The sequence below is a fragment of the Kitasatospora sp. NBC_01266 genome (genome assembly GCF_036242395.1).
GTDB lineage: Bacteria > Actinomycetota > Actinomycetes > Streptomycetales > Streptomycetaceae > Kitasatospora.
This window is the reverse complement of sequence record NZ_CP108458.1, coordinates 4,184,372-4,210,586: the sequence shown is the minus strand read 5'-3', so window position 1 is coordinate 4,210,586 and position 26,215 is coordinate 4,184,372. Positions and strand designations below refer to the sequence as shown.

Genomic DNA, 26,215 nt, shown 5'->3' with positions numbered 1-26,215 from the left:
GTGGAAATGGAAGATCCGGCCGCTGGCGACGGGGGATGCACCAGCGGCCGGACTGTTTAAGACAGTAACAAGGAATCGCGCCGCCGCCAATTTCCCTGCGCGGCCCGACCCCGAGATTCAGGGGCTGCGAAGGATAAATGTGATCGGAGTCACGTTCCCCTGATCAGAACTGATCACAAAACGCCATGTCTGGTCAGTTCAGGGTGACCTGACGATTCACCAGATTGGCGCGGGCCCGGCGCTCCTCCGCCGTCAGGGGCGCGGTCGCGCTCAGCACGCCGGCCAGCCGCTCCGCGAAGGCCGCGGCCGGCTTCTCGCAGTCGGCCGCCGACATCTCCACCGGCAGGTCCCAGACCGGCACGGTCAGCCCGTGCGCGCGGAACGAGCCGACCAGGCGGGTGCCCTCGCCGATCGAGGCCTCGCCGGTGGCGGCGAGCCGGGCCAGCGCGTCCAGCAGCTGCTCCTCCGGCACGGTCATCACCCAGCGCAGGTGGTTCTTGTCCGGGGTGCCGCACCAGTAGGCGCTGTCCACGCCGGCCAGCTTCTCGGTCGGGATCGCCGAGGCGTTGGCCCGCTCCAGCGAGGCCGCGACCTCGCCGGTGGCCGACTCGGCGTCCTCCAGCCAGAACTCGAAGCCGGTGTGCACGGCGGGGACGAACGGCGCGGACAGGTCGAGCAGGTCCTGCAGCCGCGGGCCGTCGGCGGCTGCCCGGCGGGTCGGCACCGGGGTGCCCGGCTCGGTGACCAGGGCCTCGGTGAGCGCGTCCGCGAGGTCGCGGCTCAGGTCGCCGGAGGAGGACTGGGTCTGCAGGCCGAGCAGGATCGAGCCGTCCGGGCGGCGCAGGGCCGGCCAGGCCAGCGGCAGCACGGTGGCCAGGGTGACCGACGGGACCTCGCCCGACGCCTGGTCGGTCAGGCCGGCGGCCAGCGTCAGCGGCACCGTGGCGGCGGGCACCAGCTCGCGCAGCGCCACCCAGTCGGCCTCACCCGGCAGTCCCTCGAACGGGCGGTGCACCAGCTCCTGGACGGCGTGCGCGGCCTGCCGCCCGTGGCAGGCCTTGTAGCGGCGGCCCGAGCCGCACGGGCAGTCCTCGCGGGCGCCGACGGCGGGGACGGCGCCGTCCGTCGCGGTGGCGCGGCTCGGCTGGGACGACTTCTTGGCGGCCTTCTTGGCCATGGTGCGGCTCTCCCGGGGGTGGTGGGCACTGTCTCCGGGGCAGCCTACTGAGAATTCCGGGTCGGCCAGGTGGCCACCCGCGCGCGACGGTGAGCTGACCGCCCACCCGGGCGGTCAGCTCACCGGTCAGTTCATCGGTCGGGTCAGGTCAGGCCGAGCGGCGGGCCGGCTCCTGGCACCGGGCCGGCAGCGCGGCCCAGACGGTCACCTCGCCCGGCGCGTCCCGCACTCCCCAGTCCACGGCGAGCTGGCCGACGATGCTCAGGCCGCGCCCGCCCTTGGCGGTGAGCGAGGGGCTGGCCGGCAGCGGCCGGGTGCTGGCCCCGCCGTCCGTGACCTCCAGGGTCAGCAGGCCGTTTCCGTGCACCTGCCAGCGCACCAGGATTCCACCGGGCTGCTCCGGCTCGGCCGGTCCGGCCGCCTCGCGCGCCTCGTGCGCGGTGGCCTGGCGCCGGTGGGCGCCGGCACCCACCAGCAGCGCGTCGAGGGTGGCGGCCTCCTCGACCGCGATGTCCACCGCGATGTCCACCTCGATGTTCAGCTCGACGGCGGCGGCCCCGGCGGTGGATTCCGCCCGGTCCGCGGGTTTCGTCAAAGCCGCGGGATGAAGCGGGAATTCCTCGGTCGCCCCCCCGGTGAGATCCAGCAAAGGGGCGAGCGGCCGCGCATAGCGGCAGGAATTACTGAGCAGTTCGGAAAGGATCAGAACCGCGTCATCGATGACGGTATCGGGCACCTCGCGATCGCCCAGATCACGCCGCAGTCGGCGCCGTGCGGCCCCGACACTGGCTGGGCCGTGCGGCACCGCCATGGTCGATGAAGTCGGCACTTCACGCGCCACCATCAACGCCACCCCCGGACCTCCTTCAGCGTTTGCCGAGGGATGGATGCCCCGAGGTAATGCACCGGAAACGGGTTGAGTCGCTCGTGGTCCGTCAATTGTGAAGTCGTAGGGGTGGCCGCAACACGCTGTGCGCAAAAGGTGATTAACTGCTTACGCTGCGTCAATCCAGGGAGTGGATTCCGTCCGCCGGGGCCACCGCGCCACCCGGTTTCGCGCCCGCGTACGCCAACTCGGCCGCTTCGCGCGGGTGGCTGTTCCCAGGCTCGGGTATCGCGGTGCCCGGACACCGCGGCGACCCGGTGCGCCGGTGTTCGGTGCTCAGCGGCCCAGTTGGTCCAGCACGTCCCGGGGCCGGTTGGTGATGATCGCCTCGACCCCGAGTTCCAGGCAGAGCGCGACGTCCTCCGGGCGGTCCACCGTCCAGACGTGCACCCGGTGTCCGGCGGCCCGCAGCCGGGTCACCAACTCGGGCTTGCGGCGGACCAGTTCGATGCCGGGTCCGGCGATCACCGAGCCGGCCGGCAGCCCCGCGCCCGGCCACAGGCGCAGCAGTTCCGGATGCTCGAAGAGGAAGACCCGGGGGAACTCCGGTGCCGTGCTCCGCAGCCGCCCGAGCGCCAGCCCGGAGAAGCTCATCAGCCGCGCGTGCGGGCGGTCCGGGTCGCCCTCGCCGCCCATCGCCCCGCCGATGCCGAACCGGCGCAGCATCCGCACCAGCTCGGCCTCCACCGCGCCCCGGTAGCGGACCGGGTGCTTGGTCTCGATCGCCAGGTCGACCCGCCGACCGCAGTCGGCGACCAGTTCCAGCAGGCTCTCCAGGGTCAGCACCGACCGCCGCTCGGGATCCTCCGCTGCCCCCGCACCGTCCGCGTGGGGCTTCCAGGAGCCGAAGTCGTACGCCTGGAGCTGCGCCAGGGTGAGCGTGGAGACCACCTTGCGCCCGCCGTCCGAGACCCGGGCGATGGTCCGGTCGTGCACGCAGACCAGCTGCCGGTCCCGGGTCAGCCGCACGTCGCACTCGACCGCGTCGGCCCCCTCGGCCAGCGCGCGCCGGTAGGCCGCCAGGGTGTGCTCGGGCAGTACGGCGGAGGAGCCGCGGTGGGCGACCACCTGGACCGCCGGGGCGGTGCGGGCGGGGTCGGCGGCGAAGAGGTCGGGAGTCGTCACAGGGCCACCCTAGAGTGAGCCGCTGACGCGGACGCGACGACCTCCCCGGCACCGGGTTGCGCAGGTCAGGCCGGTTGTACGGGGTCGCTCGGCCGGGTCAGACGGCGTCGCTGAGCCGGGTCAGCCCCAGCGTCACCAGTCCGGCCACCAGGAAGGAGAAGAGCGAGGCCGAGGTCCACTGCTGCGGGGTGAAGTGCAGCCACCCCTGCAGCTGCGTCCAGAAGTGCGTCCACGCCCCGAAGTTCTGGGTCGGGGCCAGGAACTGGTAGGTGCAGAAGCCCAGCGCCCACGGCAGCAGCATCAGCGGCCGGGCCGGCGCCTGCTGTGACAGGTCCCAGCCGCGCCGCCCGCGGCCGAGGAAGTAGTCGGTGGCCAGCACCGCGAGCAGCGGCACGAAGACCGAGCCGATCAGCCCGAGGAAGGCGTAGTACGCGTTGGTGAACTCGGTGATCTGCAGGGCCAGCACCGTCACCAGCACGCCGAGCCCGCCGGTCAGCAGCCGCCGGTCGACCCGCGGGAACAGGTTGTGCACCGACATCGCGGTCGAGTAGACGTTGGCGAACGACTGGTCCGCCTCGCGCAGCACCAGGACCAGCAGGAAGGCCCAGCCGGCCGTCACCCCGGTGAAGGAGTCCAGCAGGTTGTCGGCGTTGCCGTGCGACTGGAGCAGCGCGATCAGGCCGAGCGCGTAGCACCAGACCTGGGCGATGGTGTAGCCGGAGAAGGTGCCCCAGAACGAGGCGCGCCCGGTGCGCGAGTGCCGGGTGTAGTCGGCGGCCAGCGGCACGAAGGAGATCGAGACGGCGATGATCGCGTCGGTCGCGCTCAGGAAGCCCTTCCAGTTGCCGGCCCCCGGGTTCGGCCAGCCCTGCCGGCCCAGCTGGACGGTGTAGTAGACCATCGCGACGCCCACCGCGATCGCCACGTACTTGCGCAGCGCGGTGATCGAGCCCAGCGGCCAGATGGTCAGCGCGGTGGTCAGCGCCCCGGCCAGCACCACGAAGAGCCAGCGCCAGCCCTGGGTGTCGGCCACCGTCTGGGCGCCCCAGGCGATCACGATCAGCTCGTAGACGCCCCAGCCCACGCACTGCAGGATGTTCAGCACGGTCGGCAGGTACGACAGCCGGGTGCCGAAGAGCCCGCGCAGGATGGCCATGGCCGGTGCGCCGGTGCGCGCGCCGATCAGCGAGGCCACGCTCAGCATCGCGGTGCCGATCACGGTGCCGGCCACGATCGCGGTCAGCGCCGCGGTGAACGACAGCTCGCTGCCGGGCTGGCCGAGCACCGTGGCGGCGCTGGTGAAGCCGATCAGGCTGATCCCGAGGTTGGCCCAGAGCGCGAACTGGTCCTTGAAGCCGAGGGTGCGCGGCGGCGCGGTGTCCAGCACCAGCGGCGCCTCGGCGCGGCCGGTGGCCGCGGCCGGTTCGAGCAGCGCGGTCGAGCCGCTCGAGTTGGTCGAGCTGGGGGAAGGCGAAGCAGCCGTCATGGCCAAGACTCCCTACGCCGGCATTACCCGGACAGGTTCCGGCGGTCAGCGCTCCCTCGGCCGCGCCGGCGTCATCGCCATGGCGTACGGTCAATCAGCGCACTCTCAGCCTGGTGGGTCCAAGCTCCCGCGTGTCGATCTGGAAGCGACAGGGTAGCCCGGCGTTCGGCCCACGCCAAGGCGGGAGCGTGCGCCGTCCGGCTCGCGGGACGCCGTCGGGGAGGCCGTCCGGGTGTCGCGAGTATGGCGAACGGGGGGCTGTTCGGTCCGTCTAAGGATTCTTACCGGTTCTTCAGGCGGCCCCTTACGGCAACCAGATCGGGCATAGGAAAAACTAGGGGCCAAGGTCCCTGTCAGCTATGGAGGTCGTCCGTGAGCACCGAGCACGAGAGTGGTTCCACCGGTCCGCAGGGGGAGCAGCTCTCCAGCGGTCTCGGCGAGCCGGGGGGGACTTCGGCGGTCGGTGACGCTTCGCCAGTGAGCGAACCGACGGTGACGCTGCCCGCGGTGAGCGACGGCGCCGGCGAGCAGCCGGTGGCGCCGGCCGAGCCGACCCTGGCCCTGCGCAAGGTGCCCGCACCGGAGGAGGCCGCCGCGCCGACCCCCGGCGCCGAGCCCGCCGCACCCGCCGAGCCCGTCGAGCCCGTCGAGCCCACGGTCACCGCGGCGGCCGAGCCCACCGTCGCTGACGCGCCGTCGGCCCCGTCCTACCTGGACGCCCCGCCGCCGGTCCTGCCGACCCCCGCCGTCGAGCCGCCCGGCAACCCGTACGCGGCTCCGGCCGCAGCCCCCGTCGCCCCGCCCGCCGCTGCCATGGCGGGCGGAGCGCCGATCACGCCGGGCATGCCGGCCGCCGGGGCCGCGCAGGGCGAGCACCACCCGTTCGGCGCCGGCACCCCGCTCGGCGACACCTGGGCGGCCCCGCAGCAGGGCTACCCCGGTGGCCCCGGCGGTGCGGACTTCGCCGGCGACTACCCGGGCGCCTTCGCCCAGCCGCCCGCCCCGCGCAAGAAGGGCAAGGGCAGCCTGGTCGCGCTGATCGCCGCGGTCGCCCTGGTGGCGGGCATCGCGGGCGGTGTGACCGGTGCCGCGCTCAAGGGCGGCAACTCGGGCTCGGCCGTCTCCGGCGGCAACAGCCGGGTCAGCACCACGACCACCACCGCCGACAACACCGCCGCGCTCAACCGCGCCCCCGACTCGGTGGCCGGCATCGCCAGCGCGGCGCTGCCGAGCACCGTCACCATCAAGGCCGAGGGCAGCCAGGAGTCCGGCACCGGCACCGGCTTCATCTACGACATCCAGGGCCACATCCTCACCAACAACCACGTGGTCGCCCCGGCGGCCGGCGGCGGCAAGCTGACCGTCAAGTTCTCCGACGGAAACAGCTACCCGGCCTCGGTGGTCGGCCAGGCCAAGGGCTACGACCTCGCGGTGGTCAAGCTGGACGCCCAGCCGACCGAGAAGCTCACCCCGCTCCCGCTGGGCGACTCCGACAAGGTCGCGGTCGGCGACCCGGCGATCGCCATCGGCGCCCCGTACGACCTGGAGAGCACCGTCACCTCCGGCATCATCAGCGCCAAGAACCGGCCGGTGCAGTCGGGCGACGAGGGCAGCACCCAGACCTCGTACATGAACGCGCTGCAGACCGACGCACCGATCAACCCGGGCAACTCCGGCGGTCCGCTGCTCAACGCGAGCGGCCAGGTGATCGGGATCGACTCGGCGATCCAGTCCAACTCCAGCGGCAGCGGCCAGGCCGGCAGCATCGGCCTGGGCTTCGCGATCCCGATCAACCAGGCCAAGCGGGTGGCCCAGATGCTGATCACCACCGGCACCCCGGTCTACGCGACCCTCGGCGTGCTGCGCAACGACAACTACAACGGCGACGGCGCGCAGATCATGACCTCCCCGGTCCAGGGCACCGCCCCGGTCACCCCCGGCGGCCCCGCCGACCAGGCGGGCCTGAAGCCCGGCGACGTGATCACCAAGCTCGGCGGCGAGCTCATCGACAACAGCGCCGACCTGGTCAGCGCGATCTGGACGCACGCCCCCGGCGACAAGGTCGAGGTCGACTACACCCGCAACGGCACCGTCGGCCACACCACCGTCACCCTGGGCAGCCGCTCCGGCGACCAGTGACCGCCCCCTGACCCACCCGGCCGCACCACAAACCGGTGCACCGAACCCCCGTGGACCCGTTAGGCTGACCTCCGCTTGGAGAACTGCCCGAGCGGCCTAAGGGAACAGTCTTGAAAACTGTCGTGCGGTGACCCCGCACCGTGGGTTCGAATCCCACGTTCTCCGCCACGGACCGGCCCCTGACCAGCGAAAACGGTCAGGGGCCGGAGCCTTTCCCGGATCTTCAGCTGCGCTTCAGCTCGGCCTGGCAGGGTGGGGCGCATGACGACTGCTCAACTGCGGCCGAGCGAGCCGGTCGCCACCGCGGAGCGCTTGCTGAGCAAGGTGCCCGAGGTCACGGCGCTGTTCTGGATCACCAAGGTGCTCACCACCGGGATGGGCGAGGACGCTTCGGACTACCTGGTCCGGACGCTCGATCCGATCCCGGCCGTCGGGCTGGGCGGGGTGCTGCTGCTGGCGGCGCTGGTGCTGCAGCTCCGGGCGAAGCGGTACGTCCCGTGGGTGTACTGGCTGGCGGTCACCATGGTCAGCGTGTTCGGGACGATGGCGGCGGACGTGCTGCACGTCGGGTTCGGGGTGCCGTACGCGGTGTCGGCCTCGGGCTTCCTGGTCGTGCTGCTGGCGGTCTTCGGCTGGTGGCGCCGGAGCGAGGGCACCCTGTCGATCCACAGCGTGCGGACCCGCCGGCGGGAGTTCTTCTACTGGGCGACGGTGCTGGCCACCTTCGCGCTGGGCACCGCGGTGGGCGACCTGACGGCCTCCACGGGCCTGGGCTACTTCGCCTCCGGCGTGCTGTTCACCGTCGCTATCGCGCTGCCCGCGCTCGCGCACTGGAAGCTGCGGCTGCCGGCGGTGCCGGCCTTCTGGCTGGCCTACATCCTGACCCGGCCGCTGGGCGCCTCGTTCGCCGACTGGATGGGCGCGGACCACGCCCGGCACGGCTTGGGCTGGGGCACCGGCCCGGTCAGCCTGGTGCTCACCGTGCTGATCGCGGCGCTGGTGGCGGTGCTGACCGTCCGCTGGCGCGAGGGCGCTCGGCGGGGCCGGGCCGACTGACGATCGGTCAGACTGGGTCTCTCCGAGGAGAGGGGCCCAGTGGTGAGCGAGCTGATGGACCGTCTGCGGGCGGGGCTGCCCGAGGCGGCGGTGGTCGTCGACCCGGCGGTGACCGCCGCCTACCGGTACGACATGGCCGGCTTCTGCGAGGCCGGCGAGCCGGCGGTGCTGGTCTTCCCGAGCACGGTCGAGGAGGTGCGGCACGTCCTGCGCACCGCCAGTGCGCTGGGTGTCCCGGTGGTCCCGCAGGGGGCCAGGACGGGGCTGTCCGGCGGGGCGAACGCGGTGGCCGGCTGCATCCTGCTGTCGCTGCTGAAGATGGACCGGATCCTGGAGCTGGACCCGGTGAACCGGATCGCGGTGGTCGAGCCGGGGGTGGTGAACGCGGTGCTCTCCCGGGCCGCGGGGGAGTTGGGACTGGCCTACCCGCCGGACCCGTCCAGCTGGGAGTCCTGCACCATCGGCGGCAACATCGGCACCGGTGCGGGCGGCCTGTGCTGCGTCAAGTACGGGGTGACCAGCGAGTATGTGCTCGGCCTCGACGTGGTGCTGGCCGACGGCCGGCTGCTGCGCACCGGCCGGCGCACCGCCAAGGGCGTGGCCGGTTACGACCTGACCCGGCTCTTCGTGGGCTCCGAGGGCACCCTGGGCGTGGTGGTCGGCGCGGTGCTGGCGCTGAAGCCCGCGCCCGCGCCGCAGCTGGCGCTGGCGGCCGAGTTCGGCAGCGCGACGGCGGCCTGCGCGGCGGTCAACGCGGTCACCGAGGCCGGGTTCACGCCCTCGTTGATGGAGCTGATGGACGCGGTGGTGGTCAAGGCGGTCAACCGGTACGGGCGGATGGGGCTGCCGGAGAGCACCGAGGCGCTGCTCCTGGTGGCCTTCGACGGGCCGGAGCGCACCCGGGAGCTGACGGCGGTCGCCGAGCTGTGCCGGGCCGCGGGGGCCACCGAGGTGGTGCCGGCCGAGGACCAGGCCGAGTCGGAGCTGCTGCTGCAGGCCCGGCGTATGGCGCTGACCGCGATGGACACCCTGGGCACCACGATGGTGGACGACGTGGCGGTGCCGCGCTCCCGGATGGCCGAGATGCTGACCGGGGTGGCCGAGATCGGCGCGCGCTGCGGGCTGACCATCGGCGTCTGCTGCCATGCCGGGGACGGCAACACCCACCCGGTCGTCGCCTTCGACGCGAAGGACCCGGACCAGGTGGCCCGGGCCAGGGAGTCCTTCGACGCGATCATGGCGCTCGGGCTGGCACTCGGCGGCACGATCACCGGTGAGCACGGGGTCGGGCTGCTCAAGCGGGAGTGGCTGGCCCGGGAGCTGGGGACGGTCGGACTCGAGCTGCAAAAGCAGATGAAAGGATTGTTCGACCCGCTGGGAATCCTCAATCCGGGCAAGCTGTTCTGAGCCATTCCGGGGTGGCGCGGGTGGGGTGGCGCGGCTTGTCCATGCGGTGGAACCGGGCTGGTCGCGGCCGGGCATGGCCGAAGAGCGACCGGTCCTATCGGCTTGTTGGGGCCCCGGGTTTAGCGTTCCGACTTCACGCGATCGAGGTAATTGGCCGGTGGACTCTGGCGGATCGGTCGGCGGTCGCTGAATCCTGATCTCGGCGTCGCAGCCCGCAGGAGTTCGTCTGGCCGCGAACTCCCGCAGCAATCAATCCACTTCTGGATTTCTGGAGGATTCCATGGCACGCAACCGCACCGCCCGGGTGATCGTCGCGCTGGCCGCCGCCCCCCTCGCCGCAGGCCTGTTGCTGGCCGGCGCCGGCGCCGCGTTCGCCGACAACGTCGGTGGCGCCGATGGCGGGTCCAACAGCAGCGTCGTCTCCAACGTGGGCAGCGGGAACATCTTCGGATCCGTCGACGGCAACTACAACGCCACCCAGCAGACAGCGACCGGCAGTGGCGCCTCCAACCAGAACAACACCCTCGGGGTGAAGGACAACTCGGGCTGGGTCTACGCGGACCAGTCCAACAAGGACGTGAAGATCGACTTCGCGCCGATCATCAAGTGAGCCGGTGACGGGCGGCGGAAAGGGTCACCGCGCCCGCGAACGCCGGTGGGCGGTGTCGGCAACGGCACCGCCCACCGGCGTTTCCGCGCTCCCGTCGGTCCGCCGCTGCGCCACCCGGGTGGTCCTGGCGCACGCGGGCGGCGCGTCCGCCCCCCGGATCGCCGGACGGGGCGTGGATCGAGGCCAGCATCGAGGGATGGTCCGCTACCTGCGTCCGACAGCGCTCTCGGCTGCCGCCCTCGTTCTGCTGCTGGCCACCGACGGGAGCGCGCTGCGCGGCGTCCCGCTCGCGTACGCCGAGACGGCCAACCGTATGCCGGTGTCGGGGCACCAGGGGCACGCAGGCACCTCAGGTCACTCAAGTCACTCAGGCCGCCCAGGCCACTCGGCGCATCCGACCAGCACCGCCCCCGCGCCGCCGACCGATCCCGGGCAGCTCGACCCGGCCAACCCGACCGACCCGGCCAACCCGACCGACCCGACCGCGCCGGACGCCCAGGCCGCGCCAGCCGCGCCGGCCACGCCGCCGACCGTGCTGCCGGACCCCGGCGCGGCCGAGCTGGCCGCCGTCCCGCGGACGGTCTTCACCGGCAGCGCCTTCGACGCCTGCACCGCCCCGTCGCTGGACACCATGCGCGCCTGGCGCGGCACTTCCCCCTACGGCGCGGTCGGCATCTACACCAGCGGCCGGCAGCGCGCCTGCACCCAGCCCCGGCTGACCGCCGACTGGGTGCAGCAGGTCCGGGCGCTGGGCTGGCGGCTGATCCCCACTCACGTCGGGCGGCAGGCACCGTGCACCACGGCCCAGAACAAGCCGCAGTGGATCGACCCGGCGCAGGCCGTCGAGCAGGGCCGGCAGGAGGCCGCCGAGGCGGTCCAGGGCGCGAAGCAGGTCGGCATCGGGCCCGGCAGCCCGGTCTACCTGGACATGGAGTCCTACCGCCCCGGGGACGCCGGGTGCGCGAAGGCGGTGGTGGACTTCACCCTCGGCTGGACCCAGGCGCTGCACAGCGCCGGGTACTTCTCCGGCTACTACTCCAGCCTCAACACCGGCGTCGCGGACCTGGCCGCCGCCGCCCGGGCCGGCGCCGCCCCGCTGCCCGACGCCCTCTGGTACGCCCGCTGGGACAACCGTCCGAGCCTGGACGGCGGCGGCGTCCTGACGGACGACCAGTGGTCGGCGCACCGCCGGGCCCACCAGATCCAGGGCGGGGTCCTGGAGTCCCACGGGGGCGTCAAGGTGGAGATCGACCGCGACCAGTGGGACGCGCTGGTGGCCGGCTGACCTACCAGGCCGGTCGGCGCACCGGGCCGGCGCGTCACAGCGCGGGGAAGAGCACCTTCGCGACGTGCTGGGTGTCCGTGTACTCGCGCACCGCGGCGATCCGGCCGTCCCGGACGGTGAACACCCCCAGGCACGGGTTGTCGTAGGTCGCCCCGGCCGCCGTCACTCCCACCGAGCGCCACTCGGCCACCACCTGGTCGCCGTCCGCGATCACCTGGTTGAGCGTCACCTGCGGTGTGCCGCCCGGCGCGAAGAGGGAGCCCGCGCCGCCCAGGAAGTCGTTGACGATCACGTCGCGGCCGCGCCAGACCCGGGACAGCGGGAGGTCGCCCGGGTAGCTCCAGGTGGCGTCCTCGGTGAAGCTGTCCGTGATGGTCGCCAGATCGCCCTCGGCGACGGCGTTGACGTAGCGGACCACCACGGCCTTCGGGCTGAGCTCGTTGTTCATGACTCTTCCTCTCCCAGTGTGCTTGCAAGGATTGTCAGTTGACGGTCAGTACGGCGTTGCCCCGGATCCGGCGCTCGCGCAGTTCGGCCAGCACCTCGGCGGTCCGCGTCCAGCTGCGGACCGTGCCGATCTCCGGGTGCAACCGCCCCGCCGCGGTCAGTCCTACCAGGGTGGCCAGGTCGGCTCCGTCCGGCCCGTCCACGTCGGCGTAGCTGAACTGCCTGATGGTGGCGCTGACCGGCCCGTTCAGGATGGCGAAGAAGTCCAGCGCGACCGGCTGCCGACTGGCCTGCCCGAACCAGAGCAGCAGCCCGCGCGGCGCCAGCCGGTCCAGCGCGAGCGGTAGGTTGGCGCCGCCGGTGGACTCCAGCACCAGGTCGAACGGCCCCTCGGCCTCGGCGACTTCATGCACCACCTCGGCCGCGCCCAGCTCGGTCAGCCGCCCGCCGCGCTCCGCCGAGGCGCTGACGGCGGTCAGTTGAGCCCCCGCAGCGGCGGCGAGTTCGGTCACGTAGTGCCCGACCCCGCCGGAGGCGCCGGTGAGCAGGATCCGCCGGCCCGCCAGGTGCCCGGTATGCCGGGCGGCGGTGCGTAGCAGGCGCAGTGCGGTCAGACCGGCCAGCGGGAGCGCGGCGGCCGCAACGGCGGTCAGCTGCTCGGGAATCGGGGCCAGCGCGCTGGTCGGCACCGCCACGTACTCGGCCCAGCCGAGGGCCGGCGGGTGGGCCACCACGCGGTGCCCGACCGCCGGTCCGGAGCCGTCCGGCGCGGCCTGGACCACCAGCCCGGCCACGTCCTTGCCGGGCCGCCAACCGACCGGCGGGCGCTCCAGCACGAAGGTCTCGCCGCGGTTCACCGAGTAGGCCTCGACCTTGACCAGCGCCTGGTCCGGCCGCTGCACCGGCTCCTCGACCTCGGCCAGGCGGACCGTGGGCCCGAGCTCCTGCGGTGTACCGGTGGGTACGAACGCCTTCATCCGACTGCTCCTTCCGCGACCAATCCGCGACTGATCCGCTACTCTTCCGCAGCTCCCCGCTGCGCTGAACACAGCCAACCGCCGCCGCCCGGGTCCGGGCCAACAACCCTCCCGCCCCCTCGACAACCGGTGGTTGTCGGTCAAGATGGCGGGCATGGATCTCGACCTCGCCCAGGTGCGTGCCTTCGTCTCGACCACCGAGCACCGCCACTTCGGACACGCCGCCGAGGACCTGTCGATCACTCAGCAGGCCCTTTCCAAGCGGATCGCGCGGCTGGAGGAGGCGCTGGGCGAACGGCTGCTGGAGCGCGGCGGGCAGGGCGGTCGCGGGGTCGAGCTGACGGCGGCGGGCGAGCGCTTCCTGGCGCCGGCCCGCGCGCTGCTGGCCGCCGGGGCGGCGGCGGTGACGGCCGTGCGGGGGACGGTGCGACCGCTGCGGCTGGACGTCTGGGGCCATCTGTTCGCGCCGCTGCGGACGGTACGTCAAGGGCTGGACGGACCAACGCCGTTGGCCGTCGAGATCGGACACGGCCGCGACCTGCCCTCGGTGGCCGGCGCGCTGCTGCGCGAGGAGGCGGACGCCGGGTTCGGCCGCTACCACGCGCTGGGGGACCGGCGTGACGAGGCGCTCGCGCACCGCCTGGTCCGGCTCGAACCGGTGGACGTGATCCTCGGGCCGGAGCACCCGCTGGCCGGCGCCGACGCGCTGCGTCCGGCCCAACTGCGCGGCGGGCGGCTGCTGCTGCCGGCCGCACTGGAGCGGCTGGAGTTCCTGCAGCGCTTCGCCGAGCGCTTCGAGGTGGACGGCACGCTGCTGCCGGAACCCAACCTCGGCGCCGAGCACCTGCTGGCCCAACTGCGCGACAGCCCGGACGGGTTCGCCCTGCTCCCGGCCGACGTGCCGCTGCCGGAGGGGACGGCCGCGGCGGGGCTGCGCGCGGTGCCGCTGGTCGGCCCCACGCCGCTGTACGCCTGGTCGCTCAGCTGGCCGCGGCGCGCCGCCCACCCGGCCGTCGCCACCCTGCTGCGCGGCTTCGCCGAGGTCGGGCGCCGCAACCGCTGGCTGGAGTACGGCCCGGAGCGCGACTGGCTGCCCGAGGCGGAGCGGGCGGAGCTGACCGGCTCGCGCTGACGCCCGACCCCTGCCGCCCTGCTCGACAGGCACCCGCCGAGGCCCGCAGTGCCGCCGTCGGCGGCGGCTTTTGAGCTGATCGTCTCATTCGCCCCTGAGCTACTGACATCCGCTCGGCCCGAGGGCCAGAATCGGCAGCGGGCCACTCCCGCTACCCGTCGGTAGCCGGCGCGGTGGCCGCAGCCAGGCAGCCAGGTCAAGGAGGACCCGCGTGTTCAGCACCATGCAGGACGTACCGCTCACCGTCGCCCGCATCCTGGGCCACGGCGCGAGCATCCACGGGCGCTCCACCGTGACCACCTGGACCGGGAACGACCCGCAGGTGCGCAGCTTCGCCGAAGTCGGCGCCCGCGCCGCGCAGCTCGCCTACGCCCTGCGCGACGAGCTGGACGCCACTCCCGACACCGTGATCGGGACGCTGATGTGGAACAACGCCGAGCACCTGGAGGCCTACCTCGCGGTGCCGGCCATGGGCTCGGTGCTGCACACCCTGAACCTGCGGCTGCCGGCCGCGCAGCTGGCCTTCATCATCGACCACGCGGCCGACCACGCGATCATCGTCAACGGCAGCGTGCTCCCGCTGCTGGCCGGCGTGCTGCCCCGGCTCTCGCCGACCCTCAAGCACATCGTGGTCAGCGGTCCGGGCGACCGCTCGCTGCTGGCCGGCTTCGCCGGCGCCGTGCACGACTACGAGGAGCTGCTGGCCGGCCGCCCCACCGACTACCCGTGGCAGGAGGAGCTGGACGAGCGCCGCCCGGCGATGATCTGCTACACCTCCGGCACCACCGGTGACCCCAAGGGCGTGGTCTACAGCCACCGTTCGGTCTACCTGCACTGCCTGCAGGTCAACTCGGCCGCCACCTTCGGCCTCACCCCGCAGGACATCGCGCTGCCCGTGGTCCCGATGTTCCACGTCGGCGCCTGGGGGATTCCGCATGCCGCCTTCATGTCCGGCGCCGACCTGCTGATGCCCGACCGCTTCCTGCAGCCGCAGCCGCTGGCCCAGATGATCGAGCGGATCCGACCCACCGTCAGCGCCGCCGTGCCGACCATCTGGAATGGCCTGCTGGACGAGCTCGACCAGCCGACTGACCGTCAGCAGCCTTACGACACCTCATCGTTGCGCCAGGTGGTGATCGGTGGCTCGGCCTGTCCGCCCGCGCTGATGCGCGGCTTCGAGGAGCGCCACGGCATCCGGGTGGTGCACGCCTGGGGCATGACCGAGACCTCCCCGCTGGGCACCTTCGGCCTGCCCCCGGCCGGCCTGCTCGAGGACGAGGAGTGGGCCTACCGGATCACCCAGGGCGTCTTCCCGGCCTCCGTCCAGGCCCGGCTGACCGGCCCCGGCGGCGACCGGGTGCCGCACGACGGCGTCTCGGCCGGCGAGCTGGAGGTGCGCGGCCCGTGGATCGCCGGCGCCTACTACGGCGGCCCGGACCGCGAACCCGAGCGCCCCGCGGACAAGTTCACCGAGGACGGCTGGCTGCGCACCGGTGACGTGGGCACCATCAGCGCCGACGGCTTCCTCACCCTCACCGACCGGGCGAAGGACGTGATCAAGTCCGGCGGTGAGTGGATCTCCTCGGTCGAGCTGGAGAACCACCTGATGGCCCACCCGGAGGTCGCCGAGGCCGCCGTGGTCGCCGTCCCCGACGAGAAGTGGGGCGAGCGGCCGCTGGCCACCGTGGTGCTGCGCGCCGGTGCCACCGTCGACCTGCGCGGCCTGCGGACCTTCCTGGCCGGGCGGATCGCCTCCTGGCAGCTGCCCGAGCGCTGGGTGCTGGTGTCCTCGGTGCCGAAGACCTCGGTCGGCAAGTTCGACAAGAAGGTGATCCGCGCCTCCTACGCCGCGCGGGAGCTGGACGTCACGGTGCTCGGCAAGGAGTGACCCGGCCGCCGGTGCCGGGCCCCGCGTGGGGCCCGGCACCAGGTCGTCAGGGCGGCTCGGCCGTGGTCAGCCGGCCGTCGTCACCTCGCCCAGCGAGCCGATCCGCCCCAGCAGGTCCACGATCCGCGCCTGCACGTCACCGCTGGTCGAGCGCTCGGCCAGGAAGAGCACGGTCTCGCCGGTGCGCAGTCGCGGCAGTTCGGCGGGGTCGAGGTCGACCGAGGTGTAGACGACCAGCGGGGTGCGGTGCAGCCGGTCGTTGGTGCGCAGCCAGTCGAGCAGACCCATCCGGCGGCGGCGGATCTGCAGCAGGTCCATCACCACCAGGTTGGGCTGCACGCTGCTGGCCTTGGAGACCGCGTCGTTCTCCGAGACGGCGTGCTCGACGTGCATGCCGCGCCGCTCCAGGCTGCTGGTCAGCGCGGCCGCGATGTCCGGGTCGCTCTCCACCAGCAGCACCCGGGCGGCGTGGTTCTCGCTGTCCCGCGGCGCCAGCGCGCGCAGCAGCACGGCCGGGTCGGCCCCGTACGCGGCATCCCTGGTGGCCTGGCCGAGACCGGCGGTGACCAGTACCGGAACCCGGCTGTTGAGCGCGGCGGTGCGCAGCGACTGCAGCGCGGTGCGGGTGATCGGGCCGGTCAGCGGGTCGACGAAGAGCGCGGCGGGGTAGGCGGCGACCTGGGCGTCCACCTCCTCGCGGGAGCGGACTATCACCGGGCGGTAGCCGCGGTCCTGGAGCGCCTGCTTGGTCGACGGGTCGGGTTCCGGCCAGACCAGCAGCCGGCGCGGGCGCCCGTCGGCGGCCGGATTGACCATCGTCGGGTAGTCCGGGTACTCGGGCACCCGCGGCGCGGCGTCGGCGCTCGTCGCGACCGGGTCGTCCTCGCCGGAGAGCCGGGGCAGCCCGCTCTCGGTGTCGCCGGAGCGTGACGGCGCGTCGGCCGTCGCCGGGGCCAGCTCGGCGATCGGTCGCGCCGGCGTGCGCGGCTCGGCGGGCGAAGCCTGCGCGGGGACCGGGACGGCGGCGGGCGGCGCGGGGAACGCGGCCGGGAAGGCACTCGCGAAGCCGGACGGGCGCGGCGGCGCCAGCTCGCCCAGCCCGCTGCCCACCGGCACCTGCTGCGGCACCGGCGGCACGTTCGGGGTCGCGGTCGGCGGCGTCACGGGCATCGGCGGCACCGGCTCGGCCAGCGCGAGTGCGGCCGAGGGGTTGGCGGACGGCGTGTCCGGGCCGGGCCGGGCGGGCTCCAGCGCGGCCTGTCCCTGCTCCGGCGCGGGCTGCGCCGTGCCCGGGATGCCGAGTCGGCGGCGCCGCCCGGTGGGCTGCTGCTCCGGAGCCGGGGCCGGCTGGGCGGTCGGCGGCTCGCTCGGGACGGACGGGACGGGCGGCAGCGCGTGCTCGAGTCCCGGGTAGAGCGGGGTGCCGGCATCCGGCACCCCGGGCAGGGCCAGCATGGCGGACGGCGGCTCGGCCTCGGTCGACTGGGCGGGCAGCGCCCGGCGGCGCCGGGTCGGCTGCACCTGCTGCGGCTCGGCACCGGTGCCAGGGCCGAGCGCGATCGGACCGCGTCCGGCCGCCGACTCCGGCGACTCCGGTGATTCCGGTGACTCCGGTACGGCGGCAGCCACGGCACCGCGCGGGCCCGGGCCCAGCGCGAGCGGCCCGCGCTCGCCGCCGGTCGCTACCGCGGCGCCGTCGGCCGAGCCGGTCTCGCCGGCCGGTGCGGGGGCCTCGGTCGGGACGTCCGGCCCGCCGGCCAGACCCGGCAGATCGGGCAGCACGGCGGTGTCGGTCTCCCGTGGCACCAGCCGCCCGCCGTTCGCCGCCGCCCGCGCGGCCGCGGCCTTGGCCGCCGCCGGGTCGAGCGGCAGCTCCACCACGTAGGTGGTGCCGGCCTGGTTGGGCAGTTCGTGCGGCTGGAGCACGCCGCCGTGGCGCTCGACCAGTGCGCGCGCGATCGGCACGTGCACCCGGCTGCCGCCCCGCCCGGGGCCGCGCACCTCGATCCGGGCCACGTCGCCGCGCTGCGCCGCCGCCAGCACCACCATCGGTGGCTGGCCGCCGCCGCTGCCGGGCCCGCCGGTCAGTTGGGCGCCGCTCACGTCGACCACCAGGTGGGCGAGTGCCTGGGCGAGCTTCTCGTGGTCGACGGTCACCTCGACGGAGGCGGCGTGCACCGAGAAACGCAGCCGGCCCGGTCCGACCAGCTGCCCGGCGAACTCCACGGCTCGCGCGACCAGCTTGTCCAGCGAGGTCTGCGCGCGGTCGAGCGAGTCGCCGCTCTCCCGTGCCTCGGTACCCGCGCCGGCGGTCGGCTCCTCTTCGTGCTGCTGGTGCGCCAGCACGCCGTCGATCAGCAGGCCGAACCGCCGGCAGTCGTCGGCGAGCGCGCGCAGCGTCCAGTTGGCCTCCGGCCACAGCTGCCCGGCCGGGTCGCCGGCCAGCGTGTCGATCCGCTGCCGCAGCGCCTCCAGGGCGCTGCTGACCTCGGTCTCCAGGACGGCCGTCAGGTGCTCGGCGCGGGCGGTCAGAGCCAGTTCCTTGGTCCGGTCGGTGAAGGTCATCACCGCGCCGACCAGCTGGTCGCCGTCGCGCACCGGAGCCGTCGTCAGGTCGACGGTGACCGCTCGGCCGTCCTTGCGCCACAGCGTCGTCCCGCGCACCCGGTGCTTGCGGCCCGAGGTGAGGGTGTCGAGCAGCGCGGACTCCTCGGCGGCCAGCGGGGTGCCGTCCGCGCGGGAGTGCTGGATCAGCGGGTGCAGTTCGCGCCCGCCCAGCTCGCTGGCCCGGAAGTCCAGGATGTGCGCCGCGGCCGGATTGACCAGCACGACCCGGCCCTCCAGGTCGACGCCGAGCACGCCCTCGGCCGCCGCCCGCAGGATCATCTCGGTCTGCTTGTGCTGGCGGCGCAGCTCCGCTTCCACGCCGAGCCGGCTGGAGAGGTCGCGGACCAGGAGCAGCAGCAGGTCGCCAGCGTTCGAGCCGCGCGGGCCGCCGTCCCGGTAGGGGTCGTAGGAAGCGCGCGGGGAGAGCGTGTAGCCGCTGCTGCTCTCGTCGGCGAAGTCGTTGCCGGAGACCTCGACGGGGAAGGTGCTGCCGTCGGTCCGTCGCGCGGTCATCCGGACCGGCTTGTCGGCCTCGTCCCGGTCGCGCGGGGCCGGCCGCATCGAGCCGGGGATCCGGCTCGGGTCGAAGTCGGGGAGCAGGTCGAGCACGCCCATCCCGACCAGCGAGGTGCCGGGGGTCTGCATGCTGCGTACGGCGGCCTGGTTGGCGTCCACCACCGTGCCGTTGCTGTTCACCAGCAGCAGCGCGTCGGGCAGTGCGTCGAGTATCGCGGCGAGGCGAGCAGCGCCTCGGATCGGCCTGCTGCTCACGTCGACAGGTCTCCTCACGACTTACGACTTGCGGTTCGCGCTCGCGGACCGGGCTGCCTCCGGGGGTTGGAGTATCCCATTGTTTTTGCCGAGAGGACGACCCGCCTAGTAACGTAAGCGGTGGTTGGTGTCGGAGCCCCGAGCTGTGGCATCATCTCATGCACGCGGTCCGCACCGGAGACGGTGATGGGCCAAGTGGATGGAGGCTTCGCCTAGTCCGGTCTATGGCGCCGCACTGCTAATGCGGTTTGGGTCTTAAAGCCCATCGAGGGTTCAAATCCCTCAGCCTCCGCCTGATGAGAGCCCCGTCGACCTCGGTCGGCGGGGCTCTTGCCGTAGCCGGTGCCGGTCGACCTGCCCGGAACTTATCGATTTCACCCCAGGTCGACGGTCATGTAATGTTGTCCCCGCAACGCCCCGGAGGCCAGGTCGCCGGGGCGAGCGCTCATAGCTCAACGGATAGAGCACTTGACTACGGATCAAGAGGTTGCAGGTTCGAATCCTGCTGAGCGCACCAAACCTCCGCTCGCGGTTCCCTTCCCGGGGCCGTCCGAGCGCTCATAGCTCAACGGATAGAGCACTTGACTACGGATCAAGAGGTTGCAGGTTCGAATCCTGCTGAGCGCACCACCTGATCGAAGGCCCCTCAACCGAGGGGCCTTCGGCGTTTGTGGGCCCCGTTCAGCCTGGCCGGCAGGGTGCCGAGCGGCATGCCGAGTGAAGCTCTTCGCCGTGCGGTACGGCGTCCAGCCGGACACTCCGTAGCAGCCGCGTCCGTCTGGGTGGTTCTCGTGCTGTTCGCTCGGGTGGCTTCCGTGGCGTGCTGTTAGATCGTGATTCCTTCTTGTCACATCGTGTGCACAGGAGGGTCTTATGCCCGCGCGAAGCACCCGTCGTACGGTCCTGGTCGCGGCAGCGCTGGCCGTCGGGCTGGCGGTCGGCTGGCTCCCGTCCATCTCTCAGGCGCAGCAGTCGCCGGACGCGTGGTCGCAGGACCGGCGGGCGGTGCTGCGCTCCGGGTTGACCGTCGACCTCGACTTCGCCGCCGTACCCGGGATCACCGCCCGGCCCGCGCCCGGCACGCTGGACGGCGCCGGGGCGGCCGGCTACGTCGACGGGATCCGCCCTGGGGCACCCGCCGAGACGCTGCGGCTGAGCGAGGACCGCCCGCAGGTGGACGGCAGCTGGCGCACCCTGGGCACCCTGCGGCTCAGCTTCTCCCGGCCGGTGCGCAATCCCCGGCTGCACGTCAGCGGGCTGGCCGGGGTGGCGGACGGGCCCGGCGGCCGGGTCAGCTCGGCCGTCCGACTGAGCGTCACCGGCGGCAGCCCCGCAGCTCCCGCGCTCACCACCCGTTCACCGTGGCAGGGCTGGACGGCGGTCGGCGGCGCGCTCGCGCCGAGCACCGCCGACGGCTCGGGTGGCGCGGCGGTGGACCCGGCGGGCAGCCTCGAACTCGACGGTACCTTCGACACCGCGACCTTCCGGGTCGAGCGGCGGGACACCGCGGCACCCGGCACCACCACCGCGCCCCCGGCACTGAGCCAGGCGTTCACCGTCACGCTGGACGAGACGCTGGGCAGCGCGCCACCCGGGTACGGGAACGCCTCGCACGTGATCTCCGACCTCTTCCTCGGCAGCGACGCGATCAGCGCCGTGCCGACCGCCGGCCTCAGCCACCGCGGCGGCGGGCCCCAGCCGGCGCCGCCGGAACTCCAGCCGGGCCGGGTCGAGCACCTCGCCAACGACCCGAGCGTGGTCTTTCCGGCGAACGCCCCGATCGGCGGCTATTACGACGTCACGGTGCCGGTCGATCCGGGCCGGAACGGCGCGACGCTGGCCGGCTGGATCGACTTCGACCGCGACGGCCACTTCGGCGCCACCGAACGGGCCCAGGCCGACGTCCCGCCCGGGGCGAGCAGCGCGACACTGGAGTGGATCGTGCCGCCGGACGTCACCGCCGGGGACACCTGGGCCCGGCTGCGGATCGCCCGCGACTCCGCCCAGGTGGTCGGCGCCGACGGCTTCGCGGACGCCGGCGAGGTGGAGGACCAGGCGATCCGGCTGGCGGTCGGCGTGGCCGAGCCCGAGCTCACCAGCCCGGTGCCGGGCACCGAGGTCGGCGACTCCCGGCCGGAGTTCGCCGGCGGCAGCGGGGTGCCGGGTGCGACGGTGGACGTCCAGGAGGGGACGGTGACCCTCTGTCAGGCGGTGGTGGCACGGGACGGCGGCTGGAGCTGCCGGGCCGACGCGGCGCTCGCGCAGGGAGCGCACACGGTGCGCCCGGCCGAGACGACCAGCGGGGGCGTGGTGCAGACCGGGGAACCGGTGCGGATCACGATCAGTACGACCCCGCCGGCGGCACCGGTCCTCACCCTGCCCGAGTACACCAACGACCCCGGGCTGCTGATGACCGGTACCGGCGGGCCGGGCAGCACGGTCTACGTGACGGACGGGGACGGCAGCGGCGACGGCGAGGAGTTGTGCCGGACGGCGGTGAAGGCGGATCGGTCCTGGGTCTGCCTGCCGGTCGAGGAACTGGCCGAGGGGTCGCACCGGCTGACCGCGACGGCCGTCGACGAGGCCGGCAACCACGCGGTCGGGCGCCCGACCAGGTTGGTGGTGGACACCGTGCCGCCCGCGAAGCCGGTGCTCACCGTGCCAGGACCGGGTGAGGAACTGCACGTGCTGCGCCCGCGCCTGGCGGGCAAGGGCGAGCCGGGCACCACGGTGACGGTGGTGGCGGGCGGGGACGGGGCGCTCTGCGCGGCGGTCGCCGCGGTGGACGGCAGCTGGACGTGCAACGCGATGCGGGACCTGGCGGTGGGGGAGCAGTTGCTGACCCCGACGGCGACGGACCGGGCCGGCAACGCCACGGCGGGCGACGCGGTACGGGTGCGCGTGGTGCCGGCGGTGCCGGTGTCGCCGACGGCGAGTGCGAGTGCGAGTGCGAGCGTCAGTACAAGCCCGAGCCCGAGCGTGAGTGTGAGCCCGAGCGCCAGCGCAAGTACAAGCCCGAGCGCAAGCCCAAGTCCAAGCGTCAGTGCAAGCCCAAGCGCCAGTGCAAGTACAAGCCTGAGTGCGAGTCCGAGCCCAAGTGTCAGTGCGAGCACCAAGCCGACCGTCGGTCCGAGTGCTGGTGTCGGCGCGAGTAGTAGCCCGAGCGCAGGCGTCAGTGCCGGCGCGGGTCCGACTCAGAGCGCAAAGGCGAGCCCGAGTGTGACCGCGAGTGTCAGCGCTCGCCCGAGCGGCAGTGCCGGTCCGAGCATGAGCCTCAGCCCGGGTGCGGTCGCGAGCACCGCCGCCGACCCGATCCCGAGCAGCAGCCCGCCCGGCGCTGTGCAGGCGCTCGCACCGGTGCCCAAGCTGTCCCCGTCCTCTCCCCTCCCGTCCTCCTCGGCCCAGCTGGTCGACCTGTCGACGTCCGCTTCCCCGTCCGTCCTGCTGCTCGCGCCGCCACCGGCTGCGGACAGCTCCGTCCTGCGGCGGGGCAACCTCGGGGGCTGGCAGGCGGCGGGTTGCGGAGCGCTGCTGATCCTCGCGGGGGTGACCTTGATCATCAGTCGGATCTTCGCCCGTGGCCCAGGCGCGCGACGCCGCTGAGCCGGGTCCGACACCCCATCAGCAGAGATCGACACACCATCAGCCAAATGTCGCATTTGCTGGCTTATGTACTTAACCTGACTGCGCGTAACACATCGACTTTGAGGATCCCGCATGGACGTCCCCCGCGATTTCCCCCGCGATCTCGTACGCCGCACCCTCGCCGGGGCGACCCCGCTCCCGAAGAGGCCGGCCGAGCCGGATCCTGGTGCCGATTCCGTTCCGCTCCCGGCCCCCGCCAGTCGTCCACAGCTTGTGGACACCCGTGCCGAGATCGCCGCCCGACGGCCCCCGAAGGTGGACCCGGAGCTGCGCGAGCGGCCGGCGTTCGCGCTCCCCGGGTGGATCGCCCTGCTCGCGCTGCTGCTCTCGATGGCGTCTGTCGGCCTGGTGCTGGCCCGGACGGGGCTGGTCCCGCGGCTCGCCGACCCGCTGCCCGACCTGCGCGGCGAGGCCGCCCGGTCGGTGGGCGGGCCGGTGGTGACCGGGTGGGCGCTGGCGGCGGCGACCGTGGGCGGGATGGTCTGTCTGGTCGTGCTGGCGGGGCTGCTGGCCAACGCGGGTGGCGAGATGCGGGTGCTCAGCCGTTGGGGCCGGTACCGGGGGACGGTGCGGCGGGCGGGGCTGCTCTGGGTGAACCCGCTGGTGCGCCGTCGCCGGGTGGATGTCCGGCTCCGGCACTGGCGCAGCGAACCGGTGCAGGCCACCGACCGGACCGGGACGCCGATCGTGGTCCGGCTGCTGGTGGTCTGGCGGATCAAGGACACCGCCCGCGCGGTCTTCGCGGTGCGCGACCACGAGGACTACCTGCGCGAGCAGATCCACGCGGTGCTGACCCGCACCGCGAGCATCCTGCCGTGTGACAGCAACGCGGCGCCCGGCCCCGCGCTGCGCGACGGGCAGTGGTTCGCCGACGAGCTGACCCGGGCGCTGGCGGCCGAGGCGGCTCCGGCCGGTCTGGAGGTGTTCTCGGTGCAGCCGCTGGCGCTGGAGTACGCGCCCGAGGTGGCCGAGTCGATGCGCCGCCGGCGGCTGGCCGATCTGGACGCGGGGCTGCGCACCGTACTGGTGGACGACGCGGTGGAGGCTGCCGCGCTCGCGGTGCGCCGACTGGAGCGGGCCACCACCCAGGAGTTGGACCAGGCCGCCCGCAGCGCTCTGATGGAGCAACTGCTGGTCGCCTTCGTCGCACCCGCCGGGGTGCCGAGCGCGCTGCCGGGCACCGTCCCGGCGCCCGCTGCCGGGCACTCCGCCGGGCACGCCGCCAAGAAGAAGGAAGGGAACCGAGCGTGAAGATAGCCACCGACCCCGCCCTGATCGGATTCGAGGAGTGGCTCGGCGACCAGCCGGTGCCGCAGGCGTGCAAGTGCCCACACTGTGTCGCGCGGGCCGGCTCACGGGCCTGGCTCGGTGCGCGGCGCGGGCGAATACCTCAGGTCAACCGCACGGTCCGCGGGGCCTGCCTGGTCACCACCGTCCTCGCGGGGGCCGGCGTGCTCGGCCTCGGCCTCGGTGCCGGGACGGCCGTCGCCGAGTCGGCCCCCAGCGGACCGGGTTGGGACGGTTCGCGGTACTGGTTCAAGAACGACGCGGGTGAGTGGCGCTACACGATCCACTACGACGTCTATCTGAGCCGGACGAACCAGAGCGCCGCCAGCGCTACCACCGCCACCACCGCCACCGGCGGCGACGGGATGCGGCAGGGTTGGGACGGTTCGCGGTACTGGTTCCAGAACGCGGCCGGCGAGTGGCGCTACACCACCCACTACGACGTCTACCTCAGCCGCACCGGCGCGGCCTCCAGCGCCGCCATGCCCGCCACCCCCGCGGCCCTCGCCGCCACCGGCACGGAGAGCGCCATCGCCTTCGCGCTCGCCCAACTCGGCAAGCCCTACGTCTGGGGCGGCAACGGTCCCAGTGGTTACGACTGCTCGGGCCTGGTCCAGCAGGCGTACCGCCGGGCCGGGATCGACCTGCCCCGGGTGGCCGACGACCAGTACACGGCCACCACGCCGATCAGCGCCGATCAGCTGCGCCGCGGCGACCTGCTCTTCTGGTCGGACAACGACCGCGTCTCGGGCATCCACCACGTGGCCATCTACCTGGGCGACAACCGGTACATCGAGGCCCCGCGCCCTGGCCGTGACGTGCGCATCTCGACGCTCAACGCCGGCTACTTCCCGACCCACCTCGGCCGGCCGTAGGACGGGACCCGGTCGCCCGGTCGCACCTCGGGCCCTGTCCACAGGCTGTGGACAGGGCCCGAGGTGTGGCGTCGTCAGGCCGAGGCGGCGTCCAGCAGCGCCAGCTCCTCGGGGGCGAGCCGCAGCGTGGTGGCGGCCAGCAGCGGGGCGAGCTGCTCGACGGTGCGGGCGCTGGCGATCGGGGCGGCGACCGTGGGCTGCGCGGCCAGCCAGGCGAGCGCCACGGTGGCGGGCTCGACCTGCTGGGCGGCGGCCACGGTGTCCAGGGCGGCGAGCACCCGGGGGCCGCGCGGGTCCTCCAGGTAGCGGTGCGCGCCCTCGGCGCGGGCGCTGTCCACGCTCGGGCCGTCCACCCGGTACTTGCCGGTGAGGAAGCCGGAGGCGAGCGCGAAGTACGGGACGGCGGCCAGCCCGTGCGCGGCCACCACCTCGGCCAGGTCGCCCTCGTAGGTGGCGCGGGAGACCAGGTTGTAGTGCGGCTGCAGGGCGACGTACTTGGCCAGGCCCTCGCGGTCGGAGAAGTCGAGCGACTCGGTCAGCCGCTCGGCGCTGATGTTGGAGGCGGCGATCTCGCGGACCTTGCCCTCCTTCACCAGGGCGTCCAGCGCGCCGATGATCTCGGCGACCGGGATCTCGGGCTCGTCGAAGTGGGTGTAGAGCAGGTCGATCGTCTCGATGCCGAGCCGGCGCAGCGAAGCCTCGGTGGCGGTGCGGATGTTCGCGGCGCTCAGGCCGGTGGCCACCGGGTGGCGGCCGATCTTGGTGGCCACCACGATCCGGTCGCGGTTGCCGCGCGAGCGCAGCCAGTTGCCGAGTATGGTCTCGGACTCGCCGCCCTGGTTGCCCGGTGCCCAGGCCGAGTACATGTCGGCGGTGTCGACGAAGTTGCCGCCGGCCGCCGTGTAGGCGTCCAGCACGGCGAAGGACTGGGCCTCGTCGGCGGTCCAGCCGAAGACGTTGCCGCCGAGCGAGAACGGGAAGACGGAGAGCTGGGAGGGGCCGAGCGGGACGGTGCTGGCTTGGGTGTCGGTCATGTCGTTGGACAACCGGTGCGGTGCGGTGGCCATTCCGGGGTGGGCGGCCGGCGGGCGGGCCCGCGCCGTCAGTCCGGGAGGAGACGCTCACCCCGGGGAGGGGTCGGACTGTCGTGGGTGGGCCCGGATTGGTTAGAGTCCCATGCCATGGCTGAGAACTATGAAGACCCTGCCGGCAGCACCCAGATGTTCCGGGCCTTTGTGGAGACGCCGGCGGCCCAGGCCCCGAGCAACGTCTCCGTGCACCGCAGCAACAGCGGCGGCCGTAGCGGCCTGATCGCGATCGGTGCGATCGTCGCGCTCGTCGTGGTCGTCGGAGTGATCTGGCTCGCCGTCAAGTAACTCCTGGTCAGGCGGTCGAGCGGGCATCTGGCCAGGACA

At 73.4% G+C, this 26,215-nt stretch carries 19 protein-coding genes and 4 tRNA genes; 15 read left to right on the top strand and 8 right to left on the bottom strand.

Annotation, left to right across the window (positions count from 1 at the left end; genetic code table 11):
• Positions 1 to 193 precede the first annotated feature (193 nt).
• From OG403_RS18265 to OG403_RS18250, 4 genes are all read right to left on the bottom strand, one after another.
• A complete protein-coding gene (locus OG403_RS18265) occupies positions 194 to 1,177 on the bottom strand; it encodes a DUF5926 family protein (protein ID WP_329565695.1) in 984 nt (327 codons plus the stop codon).
• Between the two features lie 148 nt (positions 1,178 to 1,325).
• A complete protein-coding gene (locus OG403_RS36715) occupies positions 1,326 to 1,772 on the bottom strand; it encodes an ATP-binding protein (RefSeq protein ID WP_442910933.1) in 447 nt (148 codons plus the stop codon).
• Between the two features lie 567 nt (positions 1,773 to 2,339).
• Positions 2,340 to 3,188, bottom strand: a complete 849-nt coding sequence (locus OG403_RS18255) for a glycerophosphodiester phosphodiesterase family protein (RefSeq protein WP_329565693.1) — start codon at positions 3,186 to 3,188, stop codon at positions 2,340 to 2,342.
• Positions 3,189 to 3,285: 97 nt separating this feature from the next.
• Positions 3,286 to 4,674, bottom strand: a complete 1,389-nt coding sequence (locus OG403_RS18250; RefSeq protein ID WP_329565691.1) for a purine-cytosine permease family protein — start codon at positions 4,672 to 4,674, stop codon at positions 3,286 to 3,288.
• A gap of 372 nt (positions 4,675 to 5,046) precedes the next feature.
• Here OG403_RS18250 and OG403_RS18245 point away from each other — a divergent pair, with 372 nt between their 5' ends.
• The 6 genes from OG403_RS18245 to OG403_RS18220 all read left to right on the top strand — a co-directional run bounded on the left by OG403_RS18245 (position 5,047) and on the right by OG403_RS18220 (position 11,171).
• Positions 5,047 to 6,813: a S1C family serine protease gene (locus OG403_RS18245; RefSeq protein WP_329565689.1), complete on the top strand. Its 1,767-nt coding sequence runs from the start codon at positions 5,047 to 5,049 to the stop codon at positions 6,811 to 6,813.
• A 77-nt stretch (positions 6,814 to 6,890) separates the two neighbouring features.
• Positions 6,891 to 6,981: transfer RNA gene (locus tag OG403_RS18240), tRNA-Ser, on the top strand.
• Positions 6,982 to 7,074: 93 nt separating this feature from the next.
• On the top strand, positions 7,075 to 7,869 hold the full coding sequence (locus OG403_RS18235) for a COG4705 family protein (protein WP_329565687.1): 795 nt from the start codon (positions 7,075 to 7,077) through the stop codon (positions 7,867 to 7,869).
• A 54-nt stretch (positions 7,870 to 7,923) separates the two neighbouring features.
• Positions 7,924 to 9,276: an FAD-binding oxidoreductase gene (locus tag OG403_RS18230; RefSeq protein WP_442911074.1), complete on the top strand. Its 1,353-nt coding sequence runs from the start codon at positions 7,924 to 7,926 to the stop codon at positions 9,274 to 9,276.
• Between the two features lie 280 nt (positions 9,277 to 9,556).
• A complete protein-coding gene (locus OG403_RS18225) occupies positions 9,557 to 9,886 on the top strand; it encodes a hypothetical protein (protein WP_329565684.1) in 330 nt (109 codons plus the stop codon).
• A 196-nt stretch (positions 9,887 to 10,082) separates the two neighbouring features.
• A complete protein-coding gene (locus OG403_RS18220) occupies positions 10,083 to 11,171 on the top strand; it encodes a glycoside hydrolase domain-containing protein (protein ID WP_329565682.1) in 1,089 nt (362 codons plus the stop codon).
• A 34-nt stretch (positions 11,172 to 11,205) separates the two neighbouring features.
• Here OG403_RS18220 and OG403_RS18215 read toward each other — a convergent pair whose 3' ends face one another.
• Both OG403_RS18215 and OG403_RS18210 read right to left on the bottom strand, forming a co-directional pair.
• Positions 11,206 to 11,619: a nuclear transport factor 2 family protein gene (locus tag OG403_RS18215; protein WP_329565680.1), complete on the bottom strand. Its 414-nt coding sequence runs from the start codon at positions 11,617 to 11,619 to the stop codon at positions 11,206 to 11,208.
• A 34-nt stretch (positions 11,620 to 11,653) separates the two neighbouring features.
• Positions 11,654 to 12,595: a zinc-binding dehydrogenase gene (locus OG403_RS18210; protein WP_329565678.1), complete on the bottom strand. Its 942-nt coding sequence runs from the start codon at positions 12,593 to 12,595 to the stop codon at positions 11,654 to 11,656.
• A 154-nt stretch (positions 12,596 to 12,749) separates the two neighbouring features.
• On the opposite strand from OG403_RS18210, the gene OG403_RS18205 reads away from it, so the two are divergent.
• Positions 12,750 to 13,727 carry a LysR family transcriptional regulator gene (locus OG403_RS18205; RefSeq protein WP_329565676.1) on the top strand — a complete coding sequence of 326 codons (978 nt, stop codon included), beginning with the start codon at positions 12,750 to 12,752 and terminating at the stop codon, positions 13,725 to 13,727.
• Positions 13,728 to 13,938: 211 nt separating this feature from the next.
• Positions 13,939 to 15,615, top strand: coding sequence for a long-chain fatty acid--CoA ligase (locus OG403_RS18200; protein WP_329565674.1), 1,677 nt, complete (start codon positions 13,939 to 13,941; stop codon positions 15,613 to 15,615).
• A 66-nt stretch (positions 15,616 to 15,681) separates the two neighbouring features.
• On the opposite strand, the gene OG403_RS18195 is transcribed toward OG403_RS18200, so the two are convergent.
• Positions 15,682 to 18,993 carry a PAS domain-containing protein gene (locus OG403_RS18195; protein WP_329565672.1) on the bottom strand — a complete coding sequence of 1,104 codons (3,312 nt, stop codon included), beginning with the start codon at positions 18,991 to 18,993 and terminating at the stop codon, positions 15,682 to 15,684.
• Between the two features lie 201 nt (positions 18,994 to 19,194).
• Between OG403_RS18195 and OG403_RS18190 the strand changes: the two genes are divergently transcribed.
• The 6 genes from OG403_RS18190 (at position 19,195) to OG403_RS18165 (ending at position 24,800) form a co-directional block, all read left to right on the top strand.
• Positions 19,195 to 19,285, top strand: a tRNA-Ser gene (locus OG403_RS18190).
• 149 nt (positions 19,286 to 19,434) lie between these two features.
• A tRNA-Arg gene (locus OG403_RS18185) sits at positions 19,435 to 19,510 on the top strand.
• 37 nt (positions 19,511 to 19,547) lie between these two features.
• Positions 19,548 to 19,623 (top strand) — tRNA-Arg (locus tag OG403_RS18180).
• A 243-nt stretch (positions 19,624 to 19,866) separates the two neighbouring features.
• Positions 19,867 to 22,596, top strand: coding sequence for an Ig-like domain-containing protein (locus tag OG403_RS18175; protein ID WP_329565670.1), 2,730 nt, complete (start codon positions 19,867 to 19,869; stop codon positions 22,594 to 22,596).
• Positions 22,597 to 22,851: 255 nt separating this feature from the next.
• A complete protein-coding gene (locus OG403_RS18170; RefSeq protein ID WP_329565668.1) occupies positions 22,852 to 23,889 on the top strand; it encodes an SPFH domain-containing protein in 1,038 nt (345 codons plus the stop codon).
• A complete protein-coding gene (locus tag OG403_RS18165; RefSeq protein ID WP_329565665.1) occupies positions 23,886 to 24,800 on the top strand; it encodes a C40 family peptidase in 915 nt (304 codons plus the stop codon). Before OG403_RS18170 ends, OG403_RS18165 begins: the two co-directional genes overlap by 4 nt.
• Before the next feature lie 74 nt (positions 24,801 to 24,874).
• Here OG403_RS18165 and OG403_RS18160 read toward each other — a convergent pair whose 3' ends face one another.
• On the bottom strand, positions 24,875 to 25,834 hold the full coding sequence (locus tag OG403_RS18160; protein WP_329572351.1) for an aldo/keto reductase: 960 nt from the start codon (positions 25,832 to 25,834) through the stop codon (positions 24,875 to 24,877).
• Between the two features lie 147 nt (positions 25,835 to 25,981).
• Here OG403_RS18160 and OG403_RS18155 point away from each other — a divergent pair, with 147 nt between their 5' ends.
• Positions 25,982 to 26,176 carry a hypothetical protein gene (locus OG403_RS18155; RefSeq protein WP_329565662.1) on the top strand — a complete coding sequence of 65 codons (195 nt, stop codon included), beginning with the start codon at positions 25,982 to 25,984 and terminating at the stop codon, positions 26,174 to 26,176.
• The last annotated feature ends 39 nt before the right edge of the window (positions 26,177 to 26,215 follow it).

Excerpts from the sequence above, each read along its gene's own strand:
- OG403_RS18265 (WP_329565695.1), bottom strand. The coding sequence starts at position 1,177 with ATGGCCAAGAAGGCCGCCAAGAAGTCGTCCCAGCCGAGCCGCGCCACC.
- OG403_RS18230 (WP_442911074.1), top strand. The coding sequence starts at position 7,924 with ATGGACCGTCTGCGGGCGGGGCTGCCCGAGGCGGCGGTGGTCGTCGAC.
- OG403_RS18160 (WP_329572351.1), bottom strand. The coding sequence starts at position 25,834 with ATGACCGACACCCAAGCCAGCACCGTCCCGCTCGGCCCCTCCCAGCTC.
- OG403_RS18220 (WP_329565682.1), top strand. The coding sequence starts at position 10,083 with ATGGTCCGCTACCTGCGTCCGACAGCGCTCTCGGCTGCCGCCCTCGTT.
- OG403_RS18210 (WP_329565678.1), bottom strand. The coding sequence starts at position 12,595 with ATGAAGGCGTTCGTACCCACCGGTACACCGCAGGAGCTCGGGCCCACG.
- OG403_RS18250 (WP_329565691.1), bottom strand. The coding sequence starts at position 4,674 with ATGACGGCTGCTTCGCCTTCCCCCAGCTCGACCAACTCGAGCGGCTCG.
- OG403_RS18235 (WP_329565687.1), top strand. The coding sequence starts at position 7,075 with ATGACGACTGCTCAACTGCGGCCGAGCGAGCCGGTCGCCACCGCGGAG.
- OG403_RS18215 (WP_329565680.1), bottom strand. The coding sequence starts at position 11,619 with ATGAACAACGAGCTCAGCCCGAAGGCCGTGGTGGTCCGCTACGTCAAC.
- OG403_RS18225 (WP_329565684.1), top strand. The coding sequence starts at position 9,557 with ATGGCACGCAACCGCACCGCCCGGGTGATCGTCGCGCTGGCCGCCGCC.
- OG403_RS18205 (WP_329565676.1), top strand. The coding sequence starts at position 12,750 with ATGGATCTCGACCTCGCCCAGGTGCGTGCCTTCGTCTCGACCACCGAG.
- OG403_RS18175 (WP_329565670.1), top strand. The coding sequence starts at position 19,867 with ATGCCCGCGCGAAGCACCCGTCGTACGGTCCTGGTCGCGGCAGCGCTG.
- OG403_RS18155 (WP_329565662.1), top strand. The coding sequence starts at position 25,982 with ATGGCTGAGAACTATGAAGACCCTGCCGGCAGCACCCAGATGTTCCGG.